This is a genomic window from Roseateles aquae, from assembly GCF_032337115.1.
GTDB lineage: Bacteria > Pseudomonadota > Gammaproteobacteria > Burkholderiales > Burkholderiaceae_C > Roseateles_C > Roseateles_C aquae.
In genome coordinates this window covers 999491-1018420 of sequence record NZ_JAVXZY010000001.1, presented here as the reverse complement: position 1 = coordinate 1018420, position 18930 = coordinate 999491, and the positions used below count along the sequence as shown (strand labels likewise).

Below are 18930 nucleotides of genomic sequence, written 5' to 3'. Positions count from 1 at the left end.
CATGACGACAGTGGAGACGGAAGCGCCGACACCGCGCGCGGCGCCGCAGACGGCAGGGGCTTGCCTGCGCGAGGCGCGCCTGGCGCGCGGCATGCATATCGCCGCCCTGGCTGCGCTGCTCAAGGTGCCGCAGGCCAAGCTGGAAGCGCTGGAGGCCGACCGTCATCAGGATCTGCCAGACGCCACCTTTGCCCGCGCGCTGGCCAAGGCCATGTGCCGTGCGCTCAAGGTCGACGCCGCGCCGGTGCTGGCACTGCTGCCCAAGGGCCAGGAGCTGGAGCTTGACCGTGTCTCCAAGGGGCTGAACCAGCCTTTCCGTGAACGGATGGGGCGTAACGACGGGCCGAGCCTGGACTGGCTGAAGCGGCCCGCCGTGCTCGCGCCCCTAGGCTTGCTGGTGGCCGCGGCGGTGGTGTATTTCCTGCCGCCGCAGTGGCTCAACTTCGACCACGGATCGAGCCCATCGACCGCCAGCACGGCTGCCACTGACGCCGGCGTGCCTCTCGCTGCCACGCCCGATGGCAGCGCTGCGCCCGCTGCGGCCAGTGCCGTGCAAGCCGTGATCGAGGCCGCATCGCAGCCCGCTACCGGCACCGCCATCAACGCGCCGGCGCCATCGAATGTGGCAGCCGCACCGGCAACACCCGTGGCGACCAATGCTGTGCCGCCAGCGGCGTCTGTGCCGCCTCCATCTCAGACCACGGCCCCGCTGGCTGTCAACAACAAACCGGCGCTCACGCCCACCGCCGGTGCCGCTGCGCTGTCCGGTGCTGCGCTGGCGCCGCTGCATCTGCGTGCGCACGCCGACACCTGGGTTGAGGTGGTCGATGCGCGGGGTCAGGTCTTGATCTCCAAACTGCTGCGCAGCGGCGAGCAGGCGGATCTGCAGGTGCAGGCGCCGCTAAAGCTGCGGGTGGGCAATGTGGCCGGCACCGAGCTCTTGCTGCGTGGTGAGAAAGTCGACCTGGCCGCAGTGGCTCGCGACAACGTCGCCCGGCTGGATTTGCAGTAAACCGCGACGCGCTCACGGCGTCGCAGGCCTTGATTCTTTGCATTCATGATCGACACACAAAGCAGTATTTCCGCCGCGATTGCCGCAGCGCGTCCGGCAGCGCGGCGCAGCCGTCAGGCCCAGGTGCGCTGGGGCTCGCGGCTGGTCACCATCGGGGGCGATGCGCCGGTGCGCGTGCAGTCGATGACCAATACCGACACGGTGGACGTGATTGGCACGGCCATCCAGGTCAAGGAATTGGCGATCGCCGGCTCGGAGCTGGTGCGCATCACCGTCAACACGCCCGAGGCCGCCGAGGCGGTGCCGCATATCCGTGAGCAGCTCGACCGCATGGGCATCGACGTGCCGCTGGTGGGCGACTTCCATTACAACGGTCACCGCCTCCTGACCGAGTATCCGGCGATGGCCGAGGCGCTGTCCAAGTACCGCATCAATCCAGGCAATGTCGGCAAGGGCGACAAGAAGGACCGTCAGTTCGCAATGATGGTCGAGGCGGCGATGAAGTACGACAAGGTCGTGCGCATCGGGGTCAACTGGGGCAGCCTGGATCAGGAACTGCTCGCCCAGATGATGGACGAGAACGCCGGCCGTGCCGAGCCTTGGGATGGTCAGCAGGTCATGTACCAGGCACTGATCGAATCGGCGCTGTCCTCGGCCAGCTATGCGGCCGAGCTGGGACTGAATCCCAACAACATCATCATCAGCTGCAAGGTCAGCGGTGTGCAGGACCTGATCTCGGTCTATCGCGGCCTGAGCCAACGCTGCGACTACGCGCTGCATCTGGGCCTGACCGAAGCCGGCATGGGCACCAAGGGCACGGTGGCCTCGGCCACGGCGCTGTCCATCCTGCTGCAGGAAGGCATTGGCGACACCATCCGCGTGTCGCTGACGCCGCAGCCGGGAGAGTCGCGCACGCAAGAGGTGGTGGTGGCGCTGGAGATCCTGCAGTCGCTGGGCCTGCGCCAGTTCAACCCCAGTGTGACGGCTTGCCCTGGCTGTGGCCGCACCACCAGCACCACCTTCCAGGAACTTGCCAAGCAGATCGACGATTTCCTGCGCGAGCAGATGCCCGTCTGGCGCAGCAAGTATCCGGGCGTGGAGGCGATGAAGGTGGCCGTGATGGGCTGCATCGTCAACGGCCCGGGCGAGAGCAAGCATGCCGACATCGGCATCAGCCTGCCGGGCACCGGCGAGGCGCCGGCCGCGCCGGTTTTCATCGACGGCCAGAAGGCCCTGACCCTGCGTGGCGACAATATCGCTGCCGAGTTCCATGCGCTGGTCGAGAACTACATCGAAAAGCGTTTTGGAGGGTAGTGGCCCACCCCCGTTGCGCCTGCGGCGCTCCCCCTCAAAGGGGCGAGCCCAGCGGCCCGGCGGAGCCGGTTCCGTGGCCTCCGCTAGACAATACTCGGCGCACTAAGCCGATTGAAGAAATGACTGACACAAAGAAACTGCCCCAGCTGCAAGCGGTGAAGGGCATGAATGACATCCTGCCGCCGGAATCGGCGCGCTGGGAATGGCTGGAAGCCAAGATGCGCAGCGTGCTGCAGCGCTATGGCTACCAGAATGTGCGCACGCCCATCGTCGAACCGACGGCGCTGTTTGTGCGCGGCATCGGCGAGGTGACCGACATCGTCGAGAAGGAGATGTACGCCTTCGAAGACCGTGCCGACAAGCACGGCCAGGCCGAGCACCTGGCGCTGCGCCCGGAGATGACGGCCGGCGTCGTGCGCGCCATGATCGAGCACTCGTTCCTGCGCGATGGTGGCCGGCGCTTGTACTACTTCGGCGCGATGTTCCGCCGCGAGAAGCCGCAGAAGGGCCGCTACCGCCAATTCCATCAGATGGGCATCGAGGCGTTGGGCTTTCATGGCCCGGATGTCGACGCCGAGGTCATCCTGCTGGCCAGTCGCCTGCTGGCCGAGCTGGGCCTGAAGGCCGGTGAGCATGTGGAGCTGGAATTGAACTGCCTGGGGCAGCCCGATGAACGGCGCGCCCACCGCGAGGCGCTGATCCAGCATCTGGAGGCGCACAAGGAGCTGCTGGACGAAGACGGCCTGCGCCGCATGTACAGCAACCCGCTGCGTGTGCTGGACACCAAGAACCCAGCATTGCAGGCCATGGCCGATGCCGCGCCCAAGCTGCTGGACTTCCTGGGGGACGCCTCGCGTGCGCATTTCGACGGCGTGCGCGCCATCCTCGATGCGGCCGGCATCGCCTACCGCATCAATCCGCGCCTGGTGCGCGGGCTGGACTACTACAACCTGACCGTGTTCGAGTGGGTGACCGACAAGCTGGGCTCGCAGGGCACGGTGTGTGGCGGCGGCCGCTACGACGGCCTGATCGAGCAGCTCGGTGGCAAGTCGACACCGGCCGTCGGCTTTGGCATGGGCTTTGAGCGCATGCTCTTGTTGCTGGAAGCGGTGGGCCTGCTGCCCGCCGAGCCGGTGCCCGATGCCTATGCCATCGTGCCCTCGGCGGTCCAGCTGCCGCGCATCATGATCGCTTTGGAACAGCTGCGCGCGGCCGGCGTGGCCGTGGTCATGCACCCCGGCCAGAGCAGCATGAAGTCGCAGTTCAAGAAGGCCGATGGCAGCGGTGCCCGCTACGCGCTGATCTTCGGCGACGAGGAGCTGGCCCAGTGCCAGGTCGCCGTCAAGCCGCTGCGCGATGCGGCTGCCGCACAGACGCTGCGCTCGCTCGATAGCGTGTCTTCCTGGGCCCCTGATCTGCTCAACGCATAATCGCGGCTCTCTCACCCATTTGCACAAGAACGATTCCCATGGCGTCACATCTCGATCTCGAAGAACAGGAACAGCTGGAAGAGCTGAAGGCCTTTTGGAAGCGCTATGGCAACCTCATCACCTGGGTGTTGACGCTGGCGCTGGCCGCCTATGCAGGCTGGACCGGCTGGAACTACTGGCAGCAGCAGCAGGCCGTCAAGGCCGCGGCCATGTTCGATGAGCTGGAGCGCGTCGCCAAGGCCGGCGAGCTGGACAAGCTCAACGGCCTGTTCAGCGAGCTCAAGCAGCGCTACCCCGGCACCGCCTACGCCGCGCAGGCTGCGCTGCTGACCGCCAAGCTCCAGCATGAGAAGGCCCAAGCCGACGCCGCCCGTGCCACGCTGGGCTGGGTGGCCGAGAACGCGTCCGAGCCGCCTTATCGCGATATCGCCCGCCTGCGCCTGGCCGGCTTGCAGACCGAGGCCAAGCAGTACGACGAGGCTGCCAAGACACTGGACGCCGTCAAGAGCAGCGAGCTCGCCGCCCTGGTGGCCGACCGTCGCGGCGATCTGGCCCTGGCCCAAGGTAAGCCCGATCAGGCCAAGGCCGAATTCCTGAAGGCCTATGCCGGCATCGAGAAGACGCAGAACTACCGCATCCTGATCGAGGCCAAGCTGGCTTCCTTGGGTGTTGCTGTGCCTGACGCCGACAAGGCCACCGCGCAGGGAGCCTCGCAATGACTGGCAGCAAGCGCGGCCTGAGCCGCTGCGTTCAGGGCGCCGCCGTGCTGGCCGTGGCCAGCCTGATGTCGGCCTGCTCGCTGTTTTCCTCGTCGACGGCGCAGAAGCCCGCGCCGCTGGAAACGCTGCCCGCTGGCGGCAGCGCCAAGGTGTTGTGGCAGGCGCGCATCGACAGCGTGCAGTTCCCGCTGTCGATTGCGGCGCGTGGCAATCAATTCATCGTTGCCGGTACCGATGGTGCCGTCAGCAGCCTGAGCGCCGACACCGGTGCGGTGCAGTGGCGCGCTGAAGTCGGCCAGAAGCTGACCGCCGGCGTCGGCAGCGATGGTCGCTTTGCGGCAGTCGTCACGCGTGCCAATGAGTTGGTGGTGCTCGATGGCGGCAAGGTGCAGTGGCGCAAGACCTTGCAGGTGCCGGTCTCGACGGCACCGTTGGTGGCCGGTGAGCGCGTCTTCGTGCTGACGCTGGACCGCGCCGTGCTGGCCTACGACGTGCTCGATGGCCGCAAGTTGTGGGAAATGCGCCGCCCCGGTGATGCACTGACGCTGGCGCAGGCCAGCGTGCTTGGCGCCTACAAGGACACGCTGATCGTCGGCCAAGGCCCGCGTCTGGCGGGCGTTGATCCCCTGCGTGGCACGGTGCGCTGGGAAGCCAGTGTGGCGACGCCGCGTGGCACCAACGAGGTCGAGCGCCTGGCCGATCTGGTTGGTCCGCTGGTGCGTGCCGATAATCTGCTCTGTGCACGCGCCTTCCAGTCCGCTGTGGGTTGCGTCAACGCAGAGCGTGGCGTGCAGCAGTGGATGCGCAATACCGGCGGCGTGCGCGGCGTCGGCGGCGACAAGGAGCAGATCATCGGCGCCGATGGCTCCGACCGCATGACGGCCTGGAAGACCAGCAATGGCGACGTGCTGTGGACGGCTGACCAGTTCCAGCACCGCAAGCTGAGCCCGCCGGTGGTGGTTGGCAAACAAGTGCTGGTTGGCGATCTGGACGGCCAGGTGCATCTGCTGTCGCGCGAGACCGGCAAGACCCAGCAACGCATTGCCACCGATGGTTCGGCCATCGTGGCAGCACCCGTTGTGCTCGGCAATACTGCGCTGGTGGCGACCAAGAACGGCGGCCTGTTTGCCCTGCGGGTTGACTGAGCCCATTTGTAGTAACAAGCTCGAGAAGAAAAACAATATGAAACCCGTCATCGCCCTGGTCGGACGCCCCAATGTGGGCAAGTCCACGCTGTTCAACCGCCTGACCAAGAGCCGCGATGCCATCGTGGCAGACTTCGCCGGGCTGACGCGTGACCGTCACTACGGTGACGGCCGCCTGGGTGATCGCGATTTCATCGTCATCGACACCGGTGGCTTCGAGCCCGACAGCACCACCGGCATCGTCAAGGAAATGGCCAAGCAGACGCGCCAGGCCGTGGCCGAGGCCGATGCGGTGGTCTTTGTCGTTGATATCCGCCTGGGCCTGTCGGCGCAGGATGCTGACATTGCGCGTTATTTGCGTACTGCCAACAAGCGCATCTTCCTGGCCGTCAACAAGGCCGAGGGCATGAGCGAATCGCCGCTGCTCGGTGAGTTCCATGAGCTGGGTCTTGGTGAGCCGCATCCGATCTCGGCGGCGCACGGGCAGGGCATTCGCAGCATGCTCGAAGCGGTTCTGGAAGGCTTTGAGTCGACCGACGAGTTCGGCGACGGCCCGCAGGAAGACCCCTGCATCCGCCTGGCGGTGGCCGGCCGGCCCAATGTCGGCAAGAGCACGCTGATCAACACCTGGCTCGGTGAAGAGCGCCTGGTGGCCTTTGACATGCCGGGCACGACCCGTGACGCAATCTCGGTCGATTTCGAGCGCCAAGGCCAGAAATTCAAGCTGATCGATACCGCTGGCCTGCGCCGCAAGGGCAAGGTGTTCGAGGCGATCGAGAAGTTCTCTGTCGTGAAAACGCTGCAGGCGATTGCCGACGCCAATGTCGTGCTGTTGCTGGTCGATGCGACCCAGGGCGTGACCGATCAGGACGCGCACATTGCCGGTTATATCCTCGACAGCGGCCGTGCCGTCGTCGTTGCGATCAACAAATGGGATGCCGTCGACAGCTACCAGCGTGAGGTGCTGCAGCGTTCGATCGAGACCCGACTGAGCTTCCTGAAGTTCGCCAGCATCCTGCACATCTCGGCGCTGAAGCGACAGGGCCTGGGGCCCTTGTGGAATGCGCTGGCCGATGCCTATTCATCGGCCTACAAGAAGATGACCACGCCGGTGCTGACCCGCCTGGTTCAGGAGGCCGTGCAGCACCAGACGCCCAAGCGCGTTGGCCATTTCCGGCCCAAGATGCGCTACGCCCACCAGGGCGGCATGAACCCGCCCATCGTCGTCATCCACGGCAACTCGCTGGATCACATCACCGACGCCTACAAGCGCTATCTGGAAGGCCGCATCCGCGAGCACTACAAGCTCACCGGCACGCCGATGAAGATCGAAATGCGCTCGTCGAAGAATCCCTTCGACGAGAAAGACGCGTAAGTCGACTGCGGGGAAACACCACCCTGTGTTAAGGTGGCGGCTCTCCAACCCTCTCTCACAACACGGAGCATATCGTGAGCAACAAAGGACAACTCCTGCAAGATCCTTTCCTGAACCTGCTGCGCAAGGAGCATGTGCCGGTGTCCATCTACCTGGTCAACGGCATCAAGCTGCAAGGGCATATCGAGTCCTTTGATCAGTATGTGGTGTTGCTGCGCAACACCGTCACTCAAATGGTCTACAAGCACGCGATTTCCACGGTCGTGCCGGGCCGCGCGGTGAACTTCCACGCCAACGACGCAGCCGCCGAAGCCCCCTGAGGCTTGGGGCGCCCCAGTCCAGGCCGGGGCGCCTGCCAGCAAGACCTTGAGTTCTTCCTCTACCTCCTCCACGCCGCCGCCCTCCGAGGCGGCGCGCGCCATTCTTGTGGGTGTCGACTTCGGTCGCACCGGTCCCCACGGCGGCAATTTCGATCCCAGCCTGGACGAACTGGCCCTGCTGGCCGAGTCAGCCGGCGACACGCCAGTGGCCCGCGTCACTGCCAAGCGCCAGGCGCCCGACGCGGCACTGTTCGTCGGCTCGGGCAAGGCCGATGAGATCAAGCTGCTGGTGCAGGCGCACCAGGCCCACACCGTGCTTTTCGATCAGGCGATTTCGCCGGCTCAGCAGCGCAATCTGGAGCGCTTGCTCGGCGTGCCGGTGGCCGATCGCACCGCACTGATTCTTGAAATTTTCGCTGCGCGGGCCAAGAGCCACGAGGGCAAGCTGCAGGTCGAACTGGCGCAGCTGCAATACCTGGCCTCGCGGCTGGTGCGTCGTTGGAGCCATCTGGAGCGCCAGAGCGGCGGTATCGGCATGCGCGGCGGCCCTGGTGAGGCGCAGATCGAGCTGGATCGCCGGATGATCGATGAGCGCATCAAGGCGATCAAGGAGCGGCTCAAGAAGGTGCAGCGCCAGCGCAGCACGCAGCGGCGCGCCCGGGCCCGCAATGGCGTGTTTCGCGTCTCGCTGGTGGGCTACACCAATGCCGGCAAATCGACCTTGTTCAATGCGCTGGTGAAGGCGCGCACCTACGCGGCCAATCAGCTGTTCGCGACACTGGACACGACGACCCGTTCGCTCTACCTGGAGGCCGCCGGCGCCAGCGTGTCGCTGTCCGACACCGTGGGTTTCATCCGCGATCTGCCGCACAAGCTGGTCGAGGCCTTCCAGGCCACGCTGCAGGAGGCGGCCGATGCCGATCTGCTGCTGCATGTGATCGATGCCGCCTCGCCGGTGCTCGATGAGCAGATGGTGGAGGTTGAGCGCGTGCTGGCTGAAATCGGTGCCGCCGATGTGCCGCAGATCCTGGTCTACAACAAGGTCGACCGGCTGGAAGACAATCAGCGGCCGCGCGAAGCGCAGGACTGGCTGGAGCGTGACGGCGGCGTGCGTGTGCCGCGCGTCTTCGTCAGCGCGCTGACCGGCGAGGGCATGGAGTTGATCCGCGAGCAGATCGTGGCAGCGATGCGTGCGCAAGGACTGACCCCCGACTTGAATCCCGAGCTATCGTCTCCATCTGCGCCAGAGCTGGCGCAGTCGGATGCGCCAGACCATGACGAGGCCCAGCAGGACGGCCAGACACAAACTCAGCAAGACAGGCATGAGCATGAACAACTCTGACAGTGGCGCGGTGGTGCGACTGCGTGACACGGCCGCCGCTGCGCGGGCCCTGCTGGCCGGCCTTGTGCTGCCGCGTGGCTGGCGTGAAGGTCGTACGTTGAACAACGGCCGCAACGACGGCCCGCCGGACCTTGACGAGCTCTGGCGAGATTTCAACCGCAAGCTGTCCGGCATGTTCGGCGGCAAGGGCGGTGGCAGCAGCAACAGCGGTGGTGGCGGCGGCGATTTCCAGCCCGATATGAAGAGCGCCGGCATCGGCGTAGGGTTGATAGCAGGCGTGGTGGCGTTGGCCTGGCTGGGCAGCGGCTTCTTCATCGTGCAGGAAGGCCAGCAGGCCGTCATCACCTCCTTCGGCAAGTACTCGAAGACGGTGGATGCCGGCTTCCAATGGCGTCTGCCGTATCCGTTCCAGGCCAGCGAGACGGTTTCGGTGACGCAGCTGCGCTCGGCCGAGGTCGGGCGCAACGCGGTGGTGCAGGCCACCGGACTGCGTGACTCCTCGATGCTGACGCAGGACGAGAACATCGTCGACATCCGCTTCACCGTGCAATACCGGCTCAAGGACGCCCGCGAGTACCTGTTCGAGAACTTCAAGCCCGACGATGCGGTGGTGCAGGCCGCCGAATCGGCGGTGCGCGAGATCGTCGGCAAGAGCAATATGGACTCGGTGCTCTATGAGCAGCGCGATGCCATCGCCGCCGAGCTGGCTCGCTCGGTGCAGGCCCAGCTGGACCGGCTCAAGGCCGGCATCCTGATTGCCAACGTCAACGTTCAGAATGTGCAGCCGCCCGATCAGGTGCAAGCCGCCTTCGAAGACGCCTTCAAGGCCAATGCCGACCGCGAGCGCCTGAAGAACGAAGGTGAGGCCTACGCCAATGACGTGATCCCCAAGGCGCAGGGCACGGCGGCCCGCTTGCGTGAAGAGGCCGAGGCCCATCGCGCCCGTGTGGTCGCGCAGGCCGAGGGTGACGCGCAGCGCTTCAAGAGCGTGTTGACCGAGTACCAGAAGGCGCCAGCGGTGACCCGCGATCGCCTCTACATCGACACCATGCAGCAGGTCTACAGCAACGTCACCAAGGTGATGGTGGACAGCCGCAGCGGCTCGAATCTGCTCTACCTGCCGCTGGACAAGCTGCTGCAGCAAAGCAGCGGCACGGTGACGACCTCGCCGCCGGTGGCGGTGACGGTGCCGGAGACGGTGCTGCCCAGCACCAACAATGACTCACGCACCCGCGATGGCCAACGCGGCCGTGAGCGCGACAGCCGTTAAGCGCAGGGAGACATGACCATGAATCGCATTGCCTCGATGGCCATCGGCGCGCTGATCGCCTTCTTGCTCGCCAGTTCCACCCTGTTCATTGTTGACCAGCGCCAGTTCGCGGTCGTCTATGCCCTCGGTGAGATCAAGGAAGTCATCACCGAACCCGGCCTGAAGTTCAAGCTGCCGCCGCCGTTCCAGAACGTGGTCTTCCTGGACCGCCGTATGCAGACGCTGGACAGCCCGGAATCGCGCCCCATCTTCACCGCCGAAAAGAAGAGCCTGGTGATCGACTGGCTGGTCAAGTGGCGTGTTAGCGAGCCGCGCCAGTTCATCCGCAACAGCGGCGCCGATATGCGCAATGTGGAGAACCGCCTCAGCCCCATCGTGCAGGCGGCGCTGAACGAGGAAGTGACCAGGCGTTCGGTGCGCGCCGTGCTGGCCACCGAGCGCGAGAAGGTGATGACCGATGTGCGCAAGCGCCTTGAAGAGGAGGCCAAGCAGTTCGGCATCGAGATCGTTGATGTGCGTATCAAGCGCGTCGACTTCTCGGCGAATATCACCTCCTCGGTCTACAGCCGCATGGAATCGGAGCGCAAGCGCGTGGCCAACGAACTGCGTTCGACCGGCGGTGCCGATGGCGAAAAGATCCGCGCCGATGCCGATCGCCAGCGCGAAGTGATCGTCGCCGAGGCCTATCGCGACGCACAGAAGATCAAGGGCGAGGGCGATGCCAAGGCCTCGGCCATCTACGCCGAAGCGTTCGGCCGTGATCCCCAGTTCGCGCAGTTCTATCGCTCGCTGGAGGCCTATCGTGCGGCCTGGCGCAACAAGTCGGATGTGATGGTGGTCGACCCGAGCAACGAATTCTTCAAGACCATGCGTGCCGGTGGCCCCGGCGCGCCGGCTGCGGCCGCGCCGCGCGGCAAGTGAGCTGAAAGCGTCAGCGCTGCCTAGCTCACCGCCCAGTTCGCCATGTCCGATCTCCTGTTCGGCGCACTCGCGCTGATGCTGATCATCGAGGGGCTCTTGCCCTTCATCAGCCCGGCCGCCTGGCGCCAGGTGTTTGCTCGCGTGCTTGCGATGAGCGACGGGCAGATCCGCTTCATCGGCCTGTCCAGCATGCTGGCCGGTTTGCTGCTGTTCCTGTTCTGGCGCTGATGCGCGGCGGCGGCCAAGCCTGACGACCGACCGCTGCTGCGCCGCAGGGTCAGGCCTTGCGCGGCGTGGCTCCAAAAAATCGGCAAATTCTGCGCGCCAGGCGCCGGCCCATTTGTGGCCGCCGCGCCGGGCCGGTACAATGCCGTTTTTAATCCCCCCCAATACGTCCATGTCCTCAGCTTGGCTGCTGCCCGAGCACATTGCTGACGTCCTGCCCTCCCAAGCGCGCCGCATTGAAGAATTGCGCCGCGAACTCTTGGACATGGCGCGGACCTATGGTTGCGAGCTGGTGATGCCTCCCTTGCTGGAGCACCTGGACTCGCTGCTGTCTGGCACCGGTCACGCGCTGGATCTGCAGACCTTCAAGCTGGTGGACCAGCTGTCCGGTCGCAGTCTCGGTCTGCGTGCCGACACCACGCCGCAAGTCGCTCGCATCGATGCCCATCTGCTCAATCGCGCAGGTGTGACCCGGCTGTGCTACTGCGGCCCGGTTCTGCATACCCGGCCGGAAGGCCTGCATGCCACCCGTGAGCCGCTGCAGTTCGGCGTCGAGATCTACGGCCACGCCGGGCTGGAAGCCGATCTCGAGGTGCAGGAACTGGCCCTGGATGCGGTGCGCCGCGCGGCGCTGACGCAGGTCACGCTGGACCTCGGTGACGCCCGTCTGGTGCAGGGTGTGCTGGCTGAGCTGAGCCTGCCGGCGGACACGCTGGATGCCATCATTGCCGCCCTGGCCGCCAAGGATCCGGTGGGTCTGGCCAGCGCCAGCAGCGGCCTGCCGGCCGGCGCGGTGCAGGGGCTACAGGCCTTGCTGTCGCTGTACGGCGGCATCGAGGTCTTGGAGTTGGCCAAGCAGCGCCTGCCCAAGCATCCGCTGATCGACGCCGCCCTGGCCGATCTGCAATGGTTGGCCACGCATTTGCAGGCTACCCATCCCGAGGTGGTGCTGGGCTTTGATCTGGCCGATTTGCGTGGCTACGCCTATTACAGCGGCGTGCGCTTCGCACTTTACGCCGCGGGCTCCAGCGACGCGGTGCTGCGCGGTGGTCGCTATGACGAAGTCGGTGCCGTGTTTGGCCGGCGTCGTCCGGCCGTCGGCTTCAGCCTGGATCTGAAGAGCCTGGTCGCGCTGGCGCCGGCCTCGCCGCTGCGCGCGGCGGTGCGCGCCCCCTGGGGTGAGGATGCGGCGCTGCGTGCGGCCATCCGTGCGCTGCGCGAGGGCGGTGAGACGGTGGTCTGCGTGCTGCCCGGCCATGAGCACGAGAACGACGAATTCGATTGCGATCGCGAACTGGTCCTGCAGGACGGTCGCTGGGTGACGCGGGCGCGCTGACAGCGCCCGTGCCCGGAACAACTTTTTTCATTGGATGAGCATCATGCACAGTGACATCGCGCGCGGCCGCAACGTGGTCGTGGTTGGAACCCAGTGGGGCGACGAAGGCAAGGGCAAGGTGGTCGACTGGCTGACCGATCACGCCCAGGGTGTGGTGCGTTTCCAGGGCGGCCACAATGCCGGCCACACGCTGGTCATCAAGGGTGTGAAGACGGCGCTGCAGCTGATTCCCTCGGGCATCATGCGCGACGGCGTGGCCTGCTATATCGGCAATGGCGTGGTCGTTGATCCGACCCATCTGCTGTCCGAGATCGAGCGGCTGGAGAAGGCTGGCGTCGAAGTGCGTTCGCGCTTGTTCATCAGCGAGTCCTGCCCGCTGATCCTGCCTTTCCATGTCGAGGTCGACAAGGCACGCGAGGCGCTGCGCGAGAGCAGTGGCAGCGGCAAGATCGGCACCACCGGCAAGGGCATCGGCCCGGCCTATGAAGACAAGGTGGCGCGCCGTGCCCTGCGTGTGCAAGACCTGAAGCACCCCGAGCGTTTCGGCAAGAAGCTGCGCGAGCTGCTGGACCTGCACAACTTTGCGCTCAACGGCTATCTGAAGGCCAATGCGCTGGAGTTCCAGCCGATCTACGACCAGGCCATGAAGATGGCCGAGCAGATCCGCCCGATGATGGCCGACGTCGGCTATCTGCTGCACAAGGCCCACAAGGCCGGCGCCAACATCCTGTTCGAAGGCGCGCAAGGCACGCTGCTGGACATCGACCACGGCACCTATCCCTATGTGACCTCGAGCAACTGCGTGGCCGGCAATGCCGCCGCTGGTGCCGGCGTCGGGCCGCAGATGCTGCACTACATGCTGGGCATCACGAAGGCCTACACGACGCGTGTCGGCTCGGGCCCGTTCCCGACCGAGCTGGAATGGGAGAAGGAAGGCACGGTCGGCTATCACCTGAGCACGGTGGGCCAGGAAAAGGGCACCGTAACCGGCCGTGCGCGCCGCTGCGGCTGGCTGGATGCGGCAGCGCTCAAGCGCTCCATCATCATCAACGGCATCACCGGCCTGTGCCTGACCAAGCTGGATGTGCTGGACGGCCTGAGCGAGATCCAGATGTGCGTGGGCTACGAGCTTGACGGCCGCACCATCGACATCCTGCCGCTGGATGGTGACGAGATCAGCGCCTGCAAGCCGATCTACGAAACCTTCCCGGGCTGGACCGAAACCACCTTTGGCATCACCGACTGGAATGCCTTGCCGCTGAATGCACGCCGCTATCTGGAGCGGGTGCAGGAAGTGATCGGCGCGCCCATCGATATGGTGTCGACCGGCCCGGATCGCGATCACACCATCCTGCTGCGCCACCCCTACAAGGGCTGAGTGCCCAGACGTTTTCCCCTCAGGCGTCGGCTGCTGGATTGGCAGTAGCTACAGCCGATAAACACCGCAAAGGAGACCCCATCCATGTTGACCGACGACGGCAAGCACCTGTATGTGTCCTGGGATGAATACCATCTGCTGATTGAGCGCCTGGCGCTCAAGGTGCATGCTTCCGGCTGGGAGTTTGACCAGATCCTCTGCCTGGCCCGTGGCGGCATGCGTCCTGGCGACGTGCTCTCACGCGTGTTCGACAAGCCGCTGGGCATCATGTCCACCAGCTCGTACCGCGCCGAAGCTGGCACCATTCAGGGCCGACTGGACATTGCCAAGTACATCACCATGCCCAAGGGTGAGCTGGCTGGCCGTGTGCTGCTGGTTGATGATCTGGCCGATTCGGGTGTGACGCTGAAGGCCGTCGTTGAGCGACTGCGTGGCATGCCCGCCATCAGTGAGCTGCGCTCGGCGGTGATCTGGACCAAGAGCGTGTCGACCTACACGCCGGACTACTACGTCGAAATGCTGGAGACCAGCCCCTGGATCCATCAGCCATTCGAGGAGTACGACGATATGCGCCCGGACGCGCTGGCGAAGAAATTTGTCGTCTGACGAGCGCGCGACCATCGCATCGATTCGGCAGGAACTGCAGCCTGGTGGCTGCATCAGCCGATGTGGTGGCGCCGTTCGCGCTAGGTCTCCACGGGTTAGGCAAGACCTGACCCCGCCATTGCTAGCACCTGGAACCGGCCTCGGCATGCGCAATGCCCGGCCGGTTTGTTGTTTCAGCGCCCAGGCTGTTGCACGCCATCAGTTTTGTGCCCGCAGGCGGCAGAATGAAGGCATGAGCAAGTGCTTGCTGCCCCAAGCCCACATCGTCGCTGACGCCGCGGCGGCCACAAACGCAAAAGGCCAGCACTTGCGTGCTGGCCTTTATTGTTTGGTGCCCAGGAGAGGACTCGAACCTCCACGGAGTTACCCGCTAGTACCTGAAACTAGTGCGTCTACCAATTCCGCCACCTGGGCTTGTTCCCTGAACCATCCAAACCGGTGTCAAACTACGCAACAACGTGGCTTGCCATCGAATCAGATCGCTGTAATTGCTGCGCTATAAAAGCTTGAGCAATTCAGGAAAGAGAAGGATTCTATCATCAAAAATACCAAGAACACAAGTACTACACCCGCCGCTGGCGGCCCGCAAAACGCGGCAGCGCTGCTCAGCGAAGTGGAAGGCACGGTGCAGGGCCACCGCGATGGCCATGGCTTCCTGATTCCCGATGAAGGGCAGGGTGATGTCTATCTGTCCGCGCAGGAAATGCATTCGGTGATGCACGGCGACCGACTGCGGGTGCGGGTGGTGCGTTTCGACAAGCGCGGTCGGCCGGAAGGGCGGGTGCTGGAGATTCTTGAGCGCAAGAAGCGGCCCATCATCGGCCGCCTGCTGCTCGAGTCGGGCATCTGGCTGGTGGCGCCCGAGGACAAGCGTTTTGGCCAGGACATCCTGATTCCAAAAAACGGCATCGCCAACGCCACCGCCGGCCAAGTGGTCGCGGTCGAACTGACCGAGCCGCCGTCGCTCTATTCGCAGCCGGTTGGGCGCGTCACCGAGGTGCTAGGTGAAATCGACGATCCCGGCATGGAGATCGAAATTGCGGTGCGCAAATACGATGTGCCGCATGCCTTCAGCACCGACGCGCTGGCACAAGCCGCCAAGCTGCCGGAAAGGCTGCGCGCGGTCGATCTCAAGCAGCGTATCGATCTGCGCGATGTGCCGCTGGTCACCATCGACGGCGAGGATGCGCGCGATTTTGACGACGCGGTCTATTGCCAGCCGCACAAGCAAGGCCGCGGCAAGAATGCGTTCAGCGGCTGGCGCCTGCTGGTCGCCATTGCCGACGTCAGCCATTACGTGAAGCCTGGCGAGGCGCTGGATCTCGATGCCTACGAACGGGCGACTTCGGTCTACTTCCCGCGCCGCGTCATTCCGATGCTGCCGGAGAAGTTGTCCAACGGCCTGTGCTCGCTGAATCCGGATGTCGACCGGCTGTCCATGGTCTGCGACATGCTGATCGATGAGGACGGCCAGACCCAGGCCTACCAGTTCTATCCGGCGGTGATCTGCTCGCATGCGCGCCTCACTTATACCGAGGTGGCCGCGGTGTTGGCCAATACCCACGGGCCCGAGGCGGCCAAGCGGCGCGATCTGGTGCCGCATCTCTTGCATCTGCACGAGGTCTATCGGGCGCTGCTGGCTAACCGCCAGAAGCGTGGTGCCATTGATTTCGAAACGACCGAGACGCAGATCATCTGCGACGACAACGGCCGCATCGAGAAGATCGTCCCACGCACCCGCAACGAGGCGCACCGGCTGATCGAGGAGGCGATGCTGGCGGCCAACGTCTGCGCGGCCGACTTCATCGCCGGCAACAAGCACCACGCGCTGTTCCGCGTGCACGAGGGCCCAACACCGGAAAAGCGCACCGCGCTGCAAGCCTATCTGCGCGCCCTGGGCCTGGGGCTGGGCTTGAGCGACGATCCAAGCCCGGGCGAGTACCAGGCCATTGCCCACGCGACCAAGGACCGGCCCGACGCGACCCAGATCCACTCAATGCTGCTGCGCTCAATGCAGCAGGCGATTTACACCTCGGCGAATTCGGGCCACTTTGGCCTCGCCTATTCGGCCTATACCCACTTCACCAGCCCGATCCGCCGCTACCCGGATCTGCTGGTGCACCGGGTCATCAAGGCGATGCTGGGCAACAAGCGCTACCAGCTTGACGCGAGCAAGATGAATGTGCCAGTGCCGCCCAAGCGGCCCGGCAAAGGCAAGCCGATCAATCCGGCCACGGCCAGCACCGAGCTCGAGCGCTGGGAGGTGGCCGGCGCCCACTGCAGCGCCAATGAGCGCCGCGCCGATGAGGCCTCGCGCGACGTCGAGGCCTGGCTGAAGTGCCGCTATATGCGCGAGCATTTGGGCGAGGAGTTTGCCGGCACCGTCAGCGCGGTCACCAGCTTCGGCCTCTTTGTGCAGCTCGATGCGCTTTATGTCGAGGGCCTGATCCACATCACCGAGCTGGGTGGCGAGTACTACCGCTTCGACGAGGTGCGCCAGGAATTGCGTGGTGAGCGCACGGGCATCCGTTACGCCACCGGCGCGCGGGTGCAGATCCAGGTCAGCCGCGTGGATCTGGATGGTCGCAAGATCGACTTCCGCTTGGTCCGCGACAGCGACGAGGCGCGTCTTGTTGCCCGGGCGCAGCGCGACAAACATGGCCAGCAATCGCGTGCCGATTCGGCCAGCAAGGCGGCCAAGGCAGCGAAGGCGGCGGTGAAGGCCGTCGCGAGCCCGGCGGATGAGGAATCGGCCGTCGCGCCGACCGAAGCGCTGGAATTGCTGCAACGTGCTGATCGCGCGCTGAAGGCCGAGCGCAAGCAGTCGCGGCCAAGCAAGGCCAGCAAGGCGGCCAAGGCAGGGCGGGCCAGGTCCAAGACGGTAGGGGCGGCCGCCCACCCGGTCAAGGCCGCTCGGCAGGCGGCGCGCCAGGCTGCGCCTGCAGCCGAGGGCGCACGGACACGCAAGCGGCGCTGAGCTGAGGCGCTGTTCGGCGCCTCAGCGGTGTGGCTGATTCGCTGGACTAGCGGCCGTGGTGGGCCGCCATCTGCTCGATCAAATCGCTGGCGCGCAGGGGGCCGGCCCAGCCGTCGGCGGCAAGGCCATGCCAGTAGCAGGCGGCGGCTGCGAGCTCCTGTGTCGGCTGCTCCTCGGCCTGTGCCCACATGCCGCCCAGCCAGCCGGCCAGCACGTCGCCGCTGCCCGGCGTGGCCAGCGCCGCGCTACCGCTGCTGTTGATCGATGGCGTGGTTGATGGGCTTGCAATCACGCTGCCCGAGCCTTTGAGAATCACGGTGGCGGCAAAGCCCTCGGCGAGCAGTTGCGCGCTGTGCAGTCGGTCGGCCTGGACTTCGCTGGTGCTGATGCCCAAGAGGCGGGCCGCTTCCAGCGGGTGGGGGGTGAGGATGCTGCTTTGCCCTGCGCTGGCGCGCTGGCGCAGCAGGGCTTGCAAATCGGTGGACGCGGCAACGGCATTGAGTCCATCGGCATCCAGCACCAGGCGTGCGGCATGGCGCAGCAGGTTTGGCAACAGCGGGGTGATGGCTGCGCCGCCACCGCAGCCGGCCACCACCGTGGCCTGGCTCTGTGATTCCGGCTGTGCCAGTCGCTCAGGCGGGCAGTGCATCAACTCGGCCCGGCCGCATCGGATGACGCCGACATTGGCGCCGTCGTCCAGTCCGCAGGCATAGACCCGGCCGGCGCCGGCACTGAGGGCAGCACCCGCGGCCAGCTGCAAGGCGCCGGCCATGCCGGGCGCGCCGCCCACCACCAGCACATCACCAAAGCTGCCCTTGTGGCTGTCGGCCGTGCGCCGATGGCGGGTCTGCCACGCCTGAAGTGTTTGGGCACCGCTCAGCCAGGCATCAGCCTCGATGGGGCTGACCACACCCAGATCATCGTGCCAGAGCGTGCCACACAGCGCGCGGCCTTGGGCAGTGAACAGGCCCGGCTTCAGGCTGAGCAGGCTGAGGCTGTGATCGGCGCGCAACGCCTCGCCAAGGGCTTGGCCGGTGTCGGCCTGCAGGCCGCTGGGCAGATCGACGGCGAGCACGGTCGCCGCGCTGCGATTGACGGCCGTGATCGCAGCAGCCAGCAGCCCTTCGGCAGGGCGGCTCAGGCCCATGCCCAGCAGCGCGTCAATCAACAGATCGCCGGCCGCGCAGTCCAACTCCAGTGAGCGCTCCAGCGTCACACCAGCCGCGTGCGCTGCCGCGGCGGCCCAGGCGGCATCGGCCGGCAGCCGGCTCAGGTCAGCCAGGCACTGCACCCGCAGGCGCCGCCCGGCTTGATGCAGCCAGCGCGCCGCAATCAGCCCATCGCCGCCGTTGTTGCCTGGTCCACAAACGATCCAGATGCAGGCCTCGGGCGCGGCAAGTGCGTGTGCCAGCTTGGCCACGGCCAATCCCGCTCGCGCCATCAGAGTGTGGGCCGGCAGTGCGGCTGCGGCCTGGGCTTCCAGCTGGCGGCTGTGGGCGACGTTCAGCAGCGGCTGGCGTTGGGTGACGGGCAGGACCTTATGCATGGCGCGACTCTAGC

The 18930-nt window shown here is 65.6% G+C and carries 16 protein-coding genes and 1 tRNA gene; 15 read left to right on the top strand and 2 right to left on the bottom strand.

Features of this window, described 5'->3' with window-relative positions:
- Position 1 precedes the first annotated feature (1 nt).
- The 14 genes from RQP53_RS04425 (at position 2) to RQP53_RS04360 (ending at position 14393) form a co-directional block, all read left to right on the top strand.
- Positions 2-1012: a helix-turn-helix domain-containing protein gene (locus RQP53_RS04425; RefSeq protein ID WP_315648881.1), complete on the top strand. Its 1011-nt coding sequence runs from the start codon at positions 2-4 to the stop codon at positions 1010-1012.
- A gap of 45 nt (positions 1013-1057) precedes the next feature.
- Positions 1058-2326, top strand: coding sequence for a flavodoxin-dependent (E)-4-hydroxy-3-methylbut-2-enyl-diphosphate synthase (gene ispG / locus RQP53_RS04420; protein WP_315648879.1), 1269 nt, complete (start codon positions 1058-1060; stop codon positions 2324-2326).
- A 119-nt stretch (positions 2327-2445) separates the two neighbouring features.
- The gene (gene hisS / locus RQP53_RS04415; protein ID WP_315648877.1) at positions 2446-3756 is read left to right on the top strand and encodes a histidine--tRNA ligase; all 1311 of its coding nucleotides are present in this window, start codon (positions 2446-2448) and stop codon (positions 3754-3756) included.
- A gap of 38 nt (positions 3757-3794) precedes the next feature.
- Positions 3795-4475 carry a YfgM family protein gene (locus RQP53_RS04410; RefSeq protein WP_315648876.1) on the top strand — a complete coding sequence of 227 codons (681 nt, stop codon included), beginning with the start codon at positions 3795-3797 and terminating at the stop codon, positions 4473-4475.
- The gene (gene bamB, locus RQP53_RS04405; RefSeq protein ID WP_315648875.1) at positions 4472-5620 is read left to right on the top strand and encodes an outer membrane protein assembly factor BamB; all 1149 of its coding nucleotides are present in this window, start codon (positions 4472-4474) and stop codon (positions 5618-5620) included. Before RQP53_RS04410 ends, bamB begins: the two co-directional genes overlap by 4 nt.
- A 37-nt stretch (positions 5621-5657) precedes the next feature.
- Positions 5658-6995 carry a ribosome biogenesis GTPase Der gene (gene der / locus RQP53_RS04400; RefSeq protein ID WP_315648874.1) on the top strand — a complete coding sequence of 446 codons (1338 nt, stop codon included), beginning with the start codon at positions 5658-5660 and terminating at the stop codon, positions 6993-6995.
- Between the two features lie 74 nt (positions 6996-7069).
- On the top strand, positions 7070-7315 hold the full coding sequence (gene hfq, locus RQP53_RS04395; protein ID WP_315648872.1) for an RNA chaperone Hfq: 246 nt from the start codon (positions 7070-7072) through the stop codon (positions 7313-7315).
- Between the two features lie 46 nt (positions 7316-7361).
- Positions 7362-8657: a GTPase HflX gene (gene hflX / locus RQP53_RS04390; protein WP_315648871.1), complete on the top strand. Its 1296-nt coding sequence runs from the start codon at positions 7362-7364 to the stop codon at positions 8655-8657.
- Positions 8644-9927: an FtsH protease activity modulator HflK gene (gene hflK / locus RQP53_RS04385; protein ID WP_315648869.1), complete on the top strand. Its 1284-nt coding sequence runs from the start codon at positions 8644-8646 to the stop codon at positions 9925-9927. The genes hflX and hflK overlap by 14 nt, the downstream gene beginning before the upstream one ends.
- Positions 9928-9945: 18 nt before the next feature.
- Positions 9946-10848: a protease modulator HflC gene (hflC, locus tag RQP53_RS04380; RefSeq protein WP_315648868.1), complete on the top strand. Its 903-nt coding sequence runs from the start codon at positions 9946-9948 to the stop codon at positions 10846-10848.
- Between the two features lie 42 nt (positions 10849-10890).
- Positions 10891-11076, top strand: coding sequence for a DUF2065 domain-containing protein (locus RQP53_RS04375; protein WP_315648866.1), 186 nt, complete (start codon positions 10891-10893; stop codon positions 11074-11076).
- A gap of 169 nt (positions 11077-11245) precedes the next feature.
- Positions 11246-12409 carry an ATP phosphoribosyltransferase regulatory subunit gene (locus RQP53_RS04370; RefSeq protein WP_315648865.1) on the top strand — a complete coding sequence of 388 codons (1164 nt, stop codon included), beginning with the start codon at positions 11246-11248 and terminating at the stop codon, positions 12407-12409.
- A gap of 43 nt (positions 12410-12452) precedes the next feature.
- The gene (locus RQP53_RS04365) at positions 12453-13787 is read left to right on the top strand and encodes an adenylosuccinate synthase (protein ID WP_315648864.1); all 1335 of its coding nucleotides are present in this window, start codon (positions 12453-12455) and stop codon (positions 13785-13787) included.
- Between the two features lie 84 nt (positions 13788-13871).
- Positions 13872-14393 (top strand): phosphoribosyltransferase, encoded by a 522-nt coding sequence (locus tag RQP53_RS04360; RefSeq protein WP_315648863.1) that lies wholly within the window; start codon positions 13872-13874, stop codon positions 14391-14393.
- Between the two features lie 329 nt (positions 14394-14722).
- Here RQP53_RS04360 and RQP53_RS04355 read toward each other — a convergent pair.
- Positions 14723-14807 (bottom strand) — tRNA-Leu (locus RQP53_RS04355).
- Positions 14808-15018: 211 nt separating this feature from the next.
- On the opposite strand from RQP53_RS04355, the gene rnr reads away from it, so the two are divergent.
- The gene (gene rnr / locus RQP53_RS04350) at positions 15019-17370 is read left to right on the top strand and encodes a ribonuclease R (RefSeq protein WP_434064049.1); all 2352 of its coding nucleotides are present in this window, start codon (positions 15019-15021) and stop codon (positions 17368-17370) included.
- 46 nt (positions 17371-17416) lie between these two features.
- Here the strand turns inward: rnr and RQP53_RS04345 are convergent, their stop codons facing one another.
- Positions 17417-18916: an NAD(P)H-hydrate dehydratase gene (locus tag RQP53_RS04345; protein ID WP_315648861.1), complete on the bottom strand. Its 1500-nt coding sequence runs from the start codon at positions 18914-18916 to the stop codon at positions 17417-17419.
- Between the last annotated feature and the right edge of the window lie 14 nt (positions 18917-18930).